We start from the raw sequence: 11,731 nt of genomic DNA on the forward strand, positions 1-11,731 counted from the left end.
ACCAGAACTTGCATTAGATTTATTCAAAGAATAATCGAGCCGCACGTGGTCAGGTGTCGCAGGACAACGCCGCGCGCTTATCGCAGCGCGATCGTGTATGAAAGCATTGACCTTCTGCGGCAGGATTGCGCGTGACCTAGACGTCGCGCTTTAATTCCGCCTCCAGAATTTCATCAGAAGTCGGTTCTTCGACCTCGGGAAAGCCTGCCGCCGCTCGTTGCCTCCTTTTTTCTCGATCCGCATCAAAGTGAAAAGCCAGGATTCGTGGAGGCCACTGAGCAGGAGGCTCTCGTTTGGGCTCACCAAATGACCTGTCAGAATAGAATGCGCGGTGACTATCCTCGATGAGCATCCCTTCCGGCAGATTATCAAACAACTGGTACTCATGAATGTATAGCCAGTAGTTGATGCCGTGTTTGTTCAGGGCTGTGTAGAACAGCATCACGAGCTCATAATCGGAAAGCTGTGCTCTCAAAAGTTTTACGTAAGGCCCCCTGTCCTTAATGCCCTTAGCCTCGTGGACAAACCTGAGGACGTTGTACAGATATCGGTAATAGTGAGCGAGGTCCTGCTGCCGGTCGCTCCAGAAGCTATCGTAGGCCTGCTGCAGGCGATCGCGATCGGGGAGACCCGCCGCTTGAGCATAAGCAGCCTCGAAATTGCGGAAGAACTGCTCGAAGCAATCACGGCCCTTGGTTTCTCGTGCCGCCTTGTTGATGTCGAGGCCCATGGCACGCTCGCGCCCGCTATAATAGAGATCAATCGAGTTTACGATTGTGTTGTGCAGCGTGAGCATCTGAAAAAAGGTTGACTCGAAATTCTGTCGATCGGTGGCGGCAAGCTGGCTTTCGAGAGCCGTTGCCGACCGGCCAAGCTCCACACGAGATTCGCGCAATTCCGTTTGCTGCAAAACGATGGTAATAAGCAGGCCCATAAACGTTAAGAACGTCAGGACGGGGTTCAACGTGCCCCCGATGAAATCGCCGAACGTTCCAAGGTCCTTTCCAAACGCTTTGACTGCAATTGCCGTCAGCAAAATGAACAGCGATACAGTTATAGCGGTGATGAAAAGGTAAAACAGTCCAGAGGGACTTTTCTGACCCTTTTCGACACCTATGAACTGGTCGAAATGCCCCCTGAAGGCTGTCAGATATTTCTGCATTAGTTCCCCCACTACGTCCTCTAACCTTCTAAGACTGGCCCCCTCGGGCGGATCAAGTCCCTCCCCCTGCAGAGCGTCCCCGCGAAGGGGATTGACACTTGCCACCGGCTGTTCACCACGCGGCAGGATTGGATGATTGCAATCGATCGCTCGCTGGCAGTTCAATCATCTTCCGCCTGGATGCGCTCATCGACTTCGAGGACGAATCTCGATGGGCGGGTGGACGAGAATGCTAGGTGAACCTCCGAGCGTGCGCGGGTGAACCCCACGTAGAAAAGACGACGCTGTTCGATGATGTCCCTTGGCGTCGGATTGGATCGAGGTATCCTGCCTTCGTCGACGCCGAACATCACCACGACATCGAACTCCCGGCCCTTCGAGCTGTGCAGAGTGCTGAGATTGACGCGATCGTTTCCTTCGCCAGCTCCCGAGAACTGACCAAGTGTCATGCCCGACAATCCCTGGTCCTGTTCGAGCCGATCTATGAGGGATCTCATCGCGGCCACGTCGTCGGACAGAGATCTGCAACCGTTCGCAAACCGTTGCACGATTGCGGCGTCGAAGGCCCGAAGCCAAGCGGAAAGGTGAAGGGTGCTGGCCCGCGACGACCACGTGAAGGCAAGCAGGGCCCGCTTGAACTCCCACCAATCCTGATCGGACAAGATCGTCTCGGAGAACATGCGCCTACCTTCGCCGACAATCCTTGACCAGCGCGGCTCGCCGACCTCCCATCCGCCACAACACCATGCAGCGCAGCGTTCGATCCATCGCATCAATCTGTTCGACCGAGAATAAAGGGCATTCGCATCAGCCCGCACGAATGCCCAGCCATGGTCAGCAGCCGCTTCGGCGACGGCGTCGCCCATGAACGCCGCCGCATAGAGGACAGCGATGTTACCGCGCTGAAGGCCGGGATTTCTCACCTCCACTTCAGGAAGCAACGTTGAGAACAGCCAGGCGGCATGGTCTTCGTAGCTTCCATCCAGCGGGTGGAAGTAGACCGTGCCTTCGGCGGCGCCTTCCGCCGCCTGGTAGCCGCGGACCTCTCCGAGGGCATACTCCGAGACGGTAACGATCCGTGTACCGCTTCGATAGTTCAGCGCCAGTCTCACCGTCTCCACGTCCTCACGCTGCGAAAGCTGCTGCAGCAGTTCTGGTCTCGCCCCAGTGAAGCCGTAGATCGATTGGTCGGGATCGCCGACCGCCAGCAGACGTATTCCGGTGCGAAAGCAAAGTCCGAGCACCATCCGGTGCAGTGCGGTACCAAGATCCTGATATTCGTCGACGGCGAGAACAGGAAATTTCGCAAGCAACGCATCGCGCAGCCATGGATTGCCGACAAGGGCGCGCAGCGCAAGAAGGGGCATGTCCTCGAAGTCGATCAAGCCAGCTTCACGCAGATACTGCTCGTATGACGCTGCGAGCGCAGCTCTTTGCGGGTTAGCTTCGGTCCATATCGGCTTGGTTCTGTCCAAGTAAGTGCGGCGGTGGAGATCCATGCCGAACCGGAAATCCTCCGGATTGCCGGCACCGCCAACCACGTCGCGGTGAGCCCTGGCCATCGCCACTCGCTTTTGCTGGGCGTTGGCGATCTGGAAGCGGGAAGGGAGTCCGACGTCTAGGGACTCGGCATACGGGATCAGAATCTGCGTCAGAGAAAAGGAGTGGACGGTGCCGACGAATACACGCTTTCCCGGTTCGACCCCGAGCGCGCCGAGCCGGTCCTCCAGTTCCCGCGCACATTCGTTGTTGTAGGTGATGCAGGCGACGCCACGCGGAGCCTTCACATCCTCGGCGAGGATCCGGGCAAGCTTGATCGTCAGGGTCTTGGTCTTGCCACTTCCGGGGCCTGCGAGAACGACGCAGTGCCCGGTGGACTCATAGGCCTGCCACTGGGCGTTGTTCGGCCTTAGTTCCTCCGCGGCGTCGAGATAAAGTGCGCTGCTAGACACGGTCGACCACGTAGTTGATCGCGCGCGAGATGTAGCCTGGTACTTCAAGACCGCCAATACGGGCTGCCATGCGCTGTGCGAAGCGACCCTTACCGATGTCCTCCATCATAGCGAGTAGCTGCTTCCGGTTGACTGTCGTGGGGTCCTTTTCCCAGGCGTCGATGCGTGCCGTTCGTTCCTTGCCGAAGTTGCCTTCCCTGAGGCCCTCGATGATAGACGCCGTGAAGGCGCCCTTGAAGAGATCCATCTCGAGCGTATCGCTGTTGGTGAAGACCCCGAACTCTTCGATGCCCTCATCGAAGCGAGGCCAGTCATCAGTCTCCATGAGCTCGTCGAAATATTCTTTGTCGTACTTCTTGGTACGCATTCTATCTAGGAGCCGGGACAACGCGACTGTCCGCTTCTGCCCCCGATCACCATCAGGGTCGAAATCAGTGATTATGGAAAACGGGATTTTCAACGCTTCAAGAAACTTTGCGTAGGGCGTGAAGTTCGTGCCGGCGACCGAGCAGATCGTGATACCCAAACCGTCCAGATCGGCTGCGAGTTCCTCCGCAAACCTTGGAACTAGAAAGCGTTCCGCATCGCCTTCGACGAGGATGACACCGCGAGCGAACAAAATTTCGGCGCGCGTGAAATCCAGGTAGCGCTGTAAGTCGTCCGCCTCCTCGGTCGACAAATCCAGCGAAGCCGTGGAACAGCCGACTGTCTCTCCGCCGTCCTCTCGGAGTAGGACGATCGATTTCACAGGAGCGACACTCGCAATGTGCGGCGAGTGCGTCGTCATGATGATTGACAGCGGAGGATCTTCGCCGTCCTCATCCGGCCTGCTCGCATCCTCGAACAGGCTTCGGTAGACGAGTCTTTGCAAATGGGGGTGCAAATGCGCTTCGGGTTCCTCTATCGCGAGAAGGGAATGGTCGCGCTTGTCCCCTGCAATGAGGTTGCGCAGTTCCATGGTCTTCAGCGTCAGGAAGATGAGATTCGCCGAACCAAGGCTCGCGTCGAAAACAGCCCTCTGCCCGGAGTCAATCAGCAGCCTGATTTGGCGATGGAGCTTCGAAGCATCGGTGGCGGAGAAGCCGAGCGTCGGCTCGACGTCCTGCCGCTCCCCGCTCATGGCCCGGAACGATGTCGCTATGGCCTCCTCAAGTTTGGAGACGGGCTCGAACTCCATTAGGCTAGAGGTTGCGGTAGCGATCTGGTCGGCGACTTCCTGCAACTCGTCACGGTCGATTGCACCAAAGGCCGTCTCGATCAGCGGTCTAAGGGGAGAGCGCCTCCAGACAGCTAAGTCTCCTTCCGCATCCCTAAGAGCCGGAAGGACATCCATGGAAATCCTGCTTCGCACGTCATAACCGAATTTTCGTGTCGGATCCCTCCCGCCGAAGCACGAGAACTGGAAGTCCCTCTCGCTCGTTGGAGTCCGGCCGAGTCCGGGGCGCGCCCTATATTCGTACGTCAGTGCCACCGTGTCCGGGCTTCCGGGCACACGGTAGTCCGTCAGCACAGCGAGAACATCCGGGTCATCATCGAATTCCCTTATCTCGACGGACACCAGGATTCGACTTTCTTCGTCAAGTTCTTCAAGCCCGTCCCAGAAGTCGCCGAGAGACAGCTCTCGAGCGCTGTCTGGCAGCGACGGGTCGAATATCAGACGGAGGCCATAGAGCAAGTTCGACTTGCCGACCCGGTTCTCACCGACGATGACGACGTTGCCAGCCAGCGAGACATCGAGGCACCGGAAGTTCCTGAAGTTATCTACCGTAATTCTTGAAAGGTACATCGGCTGTCCCGCGAGATGAGATATTCAGAAACGATACCTGATTCTAGGCTAGGTTGTCCGTAAGCAACGACGTCATATTCAACAATCCTACAGGCACAGCAACGGATGGCTTCGGCTGCGAACGATTCCAGCCGATGTCCGCTCCTGGGAAGCGGCTAGAATGCGAGCTATGGCCGAGATGAAGGCGCAAAACAGTCCGAGCACTAGCAGTCCAATGTCGATCACCAGAACCAGAAGAGGGCGACCGAGAACAGCCGTTTCAGCCGTGAATGGTCTCTCCGCGTTCAAGCATACTAACGAAATCCCTGATCTTTCGAGCTCTGGTCTCAGCTTTCTTCACCGCGCCAATCCGATACAAGATCGCATATCGGTTAGCGCCAGTGAGCGTAGCGAAGAAAGCTGCGGCCTTCGGGTTCGCATCGAGCGCAGTCTGCAAGTCCGTTGGGACCTCAGCTTTGCTAGCTGGAGCATACGCCGCCTCCCATCTGCCATCTGCCATCGCTTTATCAATTTCCAATTGCCCAGACGATTGCATGCGCCCCGCCAAGATCAGTTCCAGCGCGCGTTTCCGATTTTCATCCGACCACTTGCTACGCGGTCGGCGAGGGGTAAAGCGGACTAACCAGCTGTCAACATCGTACTTGTCGAGTTGACCGTCGATCCAGCCATAGCAAAGGGCACTGTCGATCGCCTGAGCTTTGGTGACGCTTGCGATGCTCGAACCCTTCTTACGAAATCTAACCCATGCACCCTTGGAATCGCTCGGTTGCTCCGCCAACCAGCTCTCCAGTGCGATTTGATCAGCAAATGAAACTATCGGAAGGCCAGAACGCAATTCAGTCATTCTCCATCTTTAGCGCGGTCCGAGGATTCGATAAAGATCCGCTTCTGTTAACCGGGGTCCGATCGCTGTCGATCCGCAAACCATCCGTTCTCAGGCGTAATTCAGGATAAGCGCAAGACCGCTGTGGAGCCTGTGGGAATGCTACGCTAATGACTGAAATGAACTGCATAGCGATTCCCAAGGGTGGGCAACACCACTCGATTTTGCACGAACGGCATCGCCCGGTACGGCGCAGCGATTTTTTAGATCTCCGTATGCTCGGCGAGTTCCAGAGCATCCTCGATATCTACACCCAGATATCTCACTGTGTTCTCGATCTTGGTGTGACCGAGCAGGATCTGGATCGCACGGAGATTTCCGGTGGCTTTGTAAATTATCGCAGCTTTTGTGCGTCGAAGTGAGTGCGTGCCATAATCTTCACGTCGCAATCCGATTGCGGTGACCCACTCTTCGACCAGCCTGGCATATTGGCGAGTGCTGAGATGATCGGCATGATCGACCCGGCTCGGAAATGCGAAATCATCTATGGTGCCGCCTCTTCGCTGAAGCCACGCGAGCAAGCTTGCTCTGACTTCCGCCGTAATCTCGAACTGTACAGGACGTCCGGTTTTCTGCTGGATGACCGTTGCTCGTGTTCGGATATCCTGGCCCGTAACGAGAGTTCCGATCTTGATCCTGACCAGATCGCAGCCTCGTAGCTTGCTATCGATCGCCAAATCGAACAACGCTCGGTCTCGCATGCGCCCCTCTCTATCGAGGAAGAAACGAATTGCCCAGATTTGCCGCTGTTTGAGTGGCTTCTTCACGCCGACCTTTCGGCCAGCGTTCCAAGCTGGCCTACCCAGTGCAGCAGGATCATATTGTGCGATACCCATTTGAGTTCTCCTTTTACCAATATTGGCTTTGGGAAAACGCATCAGCGTGAGGGGCCGTCTGCAGCGGTACGGAATTAGAAGGGCCGCGCGAAACTGCCGCTCCGAAATCTAACGTGCCTGGCTACGAAGCGGCCTGATCCAGCTTTTCAGAATCGGGCATCGAACGGCCGAAATAACCTTCCGGCAAGCTATCGTAGGCCAAAAGCACGCGAGACCGCGTGTGCCTCATCGATCTCTTACCGACGACCTGCAAAGTTACTGTGGTAATGCAGTCCGGGAGGAATCCATGTTCCTCCCGGCGAACGGTTTACGGCTAACTTCTCAGGCATTACTGCAGATCAGGAAGACCGAATGAACCAGATTGGCCCCGCTTCAGACTTATTGATCGACACAGCCATCAGGCGCAGGTTTACCGGCGAAACGATCAGCAATCCAAGGCAGATACAGCGGTTCTGAAGCCGCAGGCGTGCTGAAATGGTCCTGCTCGCCCGGCAATTGTACACGCGCGATGTTACCGCCCATTTTGCACTTTTGTTCACGGTAGAGTTCACCCATAACCGGGGGAACAACGGTATCTTTTGTGCCCCAATAAATAATGACAGGGGCGACGGGCTTGGCATTGGGAACACTACCTGCCAGCATGGCATCTGCCCACGCCTTGGTGTTCGTCGGCGTTGCCTTCAGCATCGCGCTGAATTTATCGCCCACCGCATAGTTCAACGTATCCGAAGCCACATGGATGCATTTGTTCATCATAACTTCGTCAACCAGCTTGGCGCCATCTTCCGTGAAGATATCCGTCAGCTTCAGCTTTTCCGGAAAGGCTGACTGTGTTGCCCACATGTTCTGCGCAAAGTGGGTGAAATCGAACACGTTGCTGGAAAAGCTGCTCACCAGACCTCTCAGCATAGCTGCGCTTGTCGCTTCTGTTATCTCTCCCTTGGGAGCCGCAGCTGCGATATCCTGTGGCGCCATGGCCACAAATCCGACGAGTTCGATGCCATCGAAGGCCGTCCCAGTTTGATTGATGTAGTCGTCCGAACTGGCCGCAGCAATGGTCGTGCCGCCGCCTTGCGACCAACCATAAATAAGGGCGTTCTTTCCAGCGCCGACTTCCTTCAGGTCTCCTGCGGCGCGAATAGCGTTGATCGCATCCCGTCCATTTGTCGCCGCAACCGTATACTGGTGCTTGCCTCCACCGCCAAGGCCTTGATAGTCCGTTGCCACAACGACATAGCCGGCCTTTATGAATGTTTCGATAGCAGGGACGCCATAATCGGTGGATGCGTTGCCATTCGGAAGAAAATATAGATTCAACGGCGCTGCCGGGTTAACCACTTGCGAGGGGCCGCAATTCTGCGCAGTGCCCGTGGTGCCATGCGCCCAGGAAATTACCGGTCGCCCGTCCTTCGGAGCTTCTCCAACAGGCGCAATTAATAGGCCGGTGGAAATCGTTTTACGATCATTGAGATCCGAGGAAATATAGGCAATTCGCCAGGCCTCAGCGCCTTCGATTGGCGTAGATATTTTTTCCTTGCTTACGATCTGGCCAAGCTTACCCTCCGCCTTCATCTCCATCACCGCGGCATAGAACGGCGGCACGTCCACGTCGGCAAACGATGTTGTACTTGCCCCTATGACGGTTAAAGCAGTAACCGCAAATCCAAGGACCTTCTTTTTGAGGAAGGAATCCATTCATGTCTCCTTTAGATTGAGATTGAATCGCGCTTAGGTCAGGATACGCACTTTTCAGGACGGAGCGACAGAAGGGGCCTTCGGCGCTGCGTTCCATTTCAGTCGCCCGTACGTCTCATCGGTGGCGAGGGTTCTCAAAGATCTGAAGTCTTATCCCGATTTCAAAAACTAAATAAGATCTGGTTCCTGTTTCGAGTCGTTTTAGATATTAACGAGATATACAATATTTCTTAGTGTATTGTTCTGATGTGGCGGGCGGAATACCGAATTCGCTACAGTTGATTAGCGCTCTCTGCCCTTGATTTCTTTCCGCTGAAGAAACAGAGAAAAGGTTGTTTTGTGAGATCATGGCCGCAGCATGGGGAAGCAGGACAGTGCAATGATTTCTGGCGCAGGCCGTGAGGTCGGTTTTTCGACCCGGCGCTTTCCCGGCATCGAGATGCGGTCATTCACTGTCGTTTCGTCGAGGACACGTGCAGCTCACCGTTCAAAACGATCTACATACAGATCGCCCAGGTTTGTTATCAGCTACTGTAGCATTCGGTTTACTTTTAAGTAATCAGAACGGGCATGATGATTAACGACATTTTTATTTCAACGACCATGGTCGAAGCTGAGCATCGCAACGACTTCTGGCGAGCCGCGGCAGGGCCAATCTTTGAACCATCGCCCCTCCCCGATGAGCGCAAGACACCTCTGGAGGGCATCTTGCGGGCGCGACCCCTTGGTTCGATGGTAGTGGGGTCAACCACATTCAACGCCCAAAGGTTCAGCCGCGACAGAAGGAACATCGTGCAAAGCGGTCTCGATTACTATTTCGTTCAGATCGCGGTAGCGGGCGCGATGAAAGGCGAATTCAATGGGGTCAGCGTCAATGTCGAGGTGGGAGACATCCTTATTGCGGACCTTGCACAAACGCTCACGACTGAGACCAAAGCAGGCTGCCGGGCTTCCACCCTGTTTCCCCGGGAACACCTCGAAAAGGCGGTTGGATTTCGAAACCTTCACGGGATCGTCCTGAAGGCAGGATGTCCGATGACCAAGTTGATCGCGACCTATCTCGGCGGGCTTTTTGCCCTCAGTACATCGTTCTCTTGCACACAAGCTGAAGCGGTTGAGGAAGCTGTGGTTATTCTGCTCGCCGCCGCCTTGAAGGGCGAGACTCTGGAGAAGGCAGAGGAATTTTCACCATTAACTCTGGTGCTGCGACAGAGGGTTATGGCGTTCATTAAGCAGAATATCCACCTGCCTGAAATGTCGCAGGAACTCATTCAGCGTCGCTTCAACGTTTCGCGCACCCACCTTTACCGCGCTTTTGCGGCGGACGGCGGCGTAACAAAGGTATTACGAGACATGCGGCTCGACGCTGCTTTTGTCGAACTCACCCGGCGAAATCGCCCGTCCCGCTCCATCACACAGATCGCAGCTAGCCTGGGTTTTTCCAACGGCAATCAGTTCCTGCGAGGTTTTCGCGCACGTTTCGGCGTGACACCGAGTGAAGCGCGAGCAGAATTGTTCATCGCTCAGCCGCCCGCGCGGCCAAACTCTGATCTATTTACCTATTTCTCGGATGTCCGCAACCAAGCTACCAAGATATAGTGATTGGTGTCTAACAATACACTGCAGTGATTGTACTAATGCGATCGCGAGCCCCACCAGTCCATTAACTCCCGGCGTTCAGAGTATTTCCGTGGAGAGCCTTGATCTCAGTATTCTCGAAGATTCCGGCCCGTTCAGCAATTTTCGAACTGAGAGAGGAAGATATCCATCTAGATCGTTGCCGCTGTTCGCTCAAGGCTCGGGCCTATCCAATTTCGCTTTATGAAAATAATCCGCTTCCAACTCAAGCCCACGATCAACATGCGCTGCGCGGATTGGCAGCTTCTGGGTTTCCTGGAGTAGGCGGCTGATGACCGAACTAAGGCGCAAAGCGAGCTGCAAACCGAGGCAGGAAAGTCCCTTTCAGCCGAGGCCGCGACGCTCTTCGATGACTGAAGGGAGGGCGCATAGCCGTCCCAGGGACGACACCACTCGATTATGCACGAACGGCATTGCCCGGTACGGCTCAGCGAATTTTTTGACTTCTGTGTAGTCGGCGAGTACCAGAGCATCAATATCTACACCCAGATACCTGACCATGTTCTCGATCTTGGCGGGACCGAGCAGAATCTGGATCGCAGGAAGATTCCCGGTGGCCTTGTAGATCATCGCCGCCTTCCAGCGTCGAAGAGAGTGCGTGCCGTTATCTTCAACACGCAACCCAATCGCGGTGACCCACTCATGACCATTGCTCGTGTTCGAATCTCTTCGCCGTGACCCGAGTTTCGATCTTAATCTTGACGAGATCACAGTCACTTAGCTTGCTGTCGATCGGGCGATCAAACAACGCTCGGTCTCGCATGCGCGCCTCTCTATCAAGGAAGAAGCGAACTGCCAAAGTTGCCGCTGTTTGAGCGGTTCTTTACGTCAACCTTCCTGCCAGCGTTCCATACGAAGCGCCCAGTGCAGCAGAAGCATATTGTGCGATGCCCATTTGAGTTCTCCCGGCCACCCTGGGCCACTGGAAGAACGAGTCAGTTCGAGATTCGTGGCCGGGGACCGTTGACGAAATGACCAGTTTTACCTAAAAGAATTGGAAAGCAGACATATTGTCCGTCGATCTGATTGAGTGCCAGTCCAAAAGCAGGGGCCTGATTGTAAATTACCAGAGCTTCTACTGCCGGTTAGTTTGCCGATTTGTCAGAACAATCTGCTAACTTCGAAGACCAATACGCCATTCGATCCTTTCTGCTTTCTCAACAGACTTCGAACTCTGGAGATCCGCCAAGACGACATCTCGCACGTCTATGGGCAGATCTGCTGCCCGTGGATGCTTCCCTTCTCGACTTACGTGCATCAAGAGTTGCTCGCAGAGTGCCAACATCTCCCTTTCCGCATTGTACAATCTCATGAATAGATGCAAACGTTTGTGATCGGCATCGATCAAGGCCAGCTCTACCTGTAATATTTCGCCGGCATGACATTCTCTCAAATACGCGATACGACTATCGAGCGTGTAGAGAGTGGCATTGTTGGTCGCACGATAAACAGCGTCGATGCCAATTCGATCCATATAGGCGGTCGCCGCGTCGGAAAAGACGATTCCATAGGCATAGTCCCCCATATGGCCGTTGTAGTCTATCCAGTTTGGCGAAACGCTTGTGCTATAAATCGTTAATGCTTCGCTCATGCTCATTTCCTCCGCTCTAACCACCCGTAGAACTCGCCTATGATTCCCTTCCGGAAGAGGAGGACGCATGCCATGAAGATGACGCCGGTTACGATCGTGACGGGGAAGTCCGATGTTGCGAGATAGTTCTGGAGGGCGACGACGAAGGCGGCGCCGACGATGGGGCCGATGAGCGTGCCAATGCCGCC

The 11,731-nt window shown here is 55.2% G+C and carries 8 protein-coding genes and 2 pseudogenes; 1 reads left to right on the forward strand and 9 read right to left on the reverse strand.

The genetic code is table 11. The annotated features are described in order from the left end of the window. Window positions 1-136: 136 nt before the first annotated feature. The 6 genes from JNC63_RS21155 to JNC63_RS21180 form a co-directional block, all read right to left on the reverse strand. Window positions 137-1,162, reverse strand: a complete 1,026-nt coding sequence (locus JNC63_RS21155; protein ID WP_374846751.1) for a putative phage abortive infection protein — start codon at window positions 1,160-1,162, stop codon at window positions 137-139. 161 nt (window positions 1,163-1,323) lie between these two features. Further along, window positions 1,324-3,114, reverse strand: coding sequence for an ATP-dependent helicase (locus JNC63_RS21160; RefSeq protein WP_077684167.1), 1,791 nt, complete (start codon window positions 3,112-3,114; stop codon window positions 1,324-1,326). Then, the gene (locus tag JNC63_RS21165) at window positions 3,107-4,900 is read right to left on the reverse strand and encodes an ATP-dependent nuclease (RefSeq protein ID WP_374846753.1); all 1,794 of its coding nucleotides are present in this window, start codon (window positions 4,898-4,900) and stop codon (window positions 3,107-3,109) included. The genes JNC63_RS21160 and JNC63_RS21165 overlap by 8 nt, the downstream gene beginning before the upstream one ends. Before the next feature lie 259 nt (window positions 4,901-5,159). After that, entirely contained in the window at window positions 5,160-5,744 is a 585-nt protein-coding gene (locus JNC63_RS21170) for a YdeI/OmpD-associated family protein (protein ID WP_006468203.1), read from the reverse strand. A 242-nt stretch (window positions 5,745-5,986) separates the two neighbouring features. Continuing rightward, a complete protein-coding gene (locus tag JNC63_RS21175) occupies window positions 5,987-6,619 on the reverse strand; it encodes a tyrosine-type recombinase/integrase (RefSeq protein WP_022568022.1) in 633 nt (210 codons plus the stop codon). A gap of 378 nt (window positions 6,620-6,997) precedes the next feature. Further along, window positions 6,998-8,314 carry an alpha/beta fold hydrolase gene (locus JNC63_RS21180; protein ID WP_006468200.1) on the reverse strand — a complete coding sequence of 439 codons (1,317 nt, stop codon included), beginning with the start codon at window positions 8,312-8,314 and terminating at the stop codon, window positions 6,998-7,000. A gap of 570 nt (window positions 8,315-8,884) precedes the next feature. On the opposite strand from JNC63_RS21180, the gene JNC63_RS21185 reads away from it, so the two are divergent. Then, window positions 8,885-9,913 (forward strand): helix-turn-helix domain-containing protein, encoded by a 1,029-nt coding sequence (locus tag JNC63_RS21185; protein WP_006468199.1) that lies wholly within the window; start codon window positions 8,885-8,887, stop codon window positions 9,911-9,913. Between the two features lie 480 nt (window positions 9,914-10,393). On the opposite strand, the pseudogene JNC63_RS21905 reads toward JNC63_RS21185, so the two are convergent. The 3 genes and pseudogenes from JNC63_RS21905 to JNC63_RS21200 form a co-directional block, all read right to left on the reverse strand. Beyond that, window positions 10,394-10,847: pseudogene (locus tag JNC63_RS21905) on the reverse strand (site-specific integrase); the annotation flags it as partial. 219 nt (window positions 10,848-11,066) lie between these two features. Next, the gene (locus JNC63_RS21195; RefSeq protein ID WP_022569828.1) at window positions 11,067-11,543 is read right to left on the reverse strand and encodes a thioesterase family protein; all 477 of its coding nucleotides are present in this window, start codon (window positions 11,541-11,543) and stop codon (window positions 11,067-11,069) included. Window positions 11,544-11,545: 2 nt separating this feature from the next. Next, window positions 11,546-11,731, reverse strand: a pseudogene (locus tag JNC63_RS21200) (branched-chain amino acid ABC transporter permease); the annotation flags it as partial.

It is taken from the genome of Brucella ciceri (assembly GCF_041930145.1).
Lineage (GTDB): Bacteria > Pseudomonadota > Alphaproteobacteria > Rhizobiales > Rhizobiaceae > Brucella > Brucella intermedia.

What these genes read in the sequence shown, in the direction of transcription:
- JNC63_RS21155 (WP_374846751.1), bottom strand. Translation starts at nt 1,162, where the DNA reads ATGCAGAAATATCTGACAGCCTTCAGGGGGCATTTCGACCAGTTCATA.
- JNC63_RS21165 (WP_374846753.1), bottom strand. Translation starts at nt 4,900, where the DNA reads ATGTACCTTTCAAGAATTACGGTAGATAACTTCAGGAACTTCCGGTGC.
- JNC63_RS21170 (WP_006468203.1), bottom strand. Translation starts at nt 5,744, where the DNA reads ATGACTGAATTGCGTTCTGGCCTTCCGATAGTTTCATTTGCTGATCAA.
- JNC63_RS21175 (WP_022568022.1), bottom strand. Translation starts at nt 6,619, where the DNA reads ATGGGTATCGCACAATATGATCCTGCTGCACTGGGTAGGCCAGCTTGG.
- JNC63_RS21180 (WP_006468200.1), bottom strand. Translation starts at nt 8,314, where the DNA reads ATGGATTCCTTCCTCAAAAAGAAGGTCCTTGGATTTGCGGTTACTGCT.
- JNC63_RS21185 (WP_006468199.1), top strand. Translation starts at nt 8,885, where the DNA reads ATGATGATTAACGACATTTTTATTTCAACGACCATGGTCGAAGCTGAG.
- JNC63_RS21195 (WP_022569828.1), bottom strand. Translation starts at nt 11,543, where the DNA reads ATGAGCGAAGCATTAACGATTTATAGCACAAGCGTTTCGCCAAACTGG.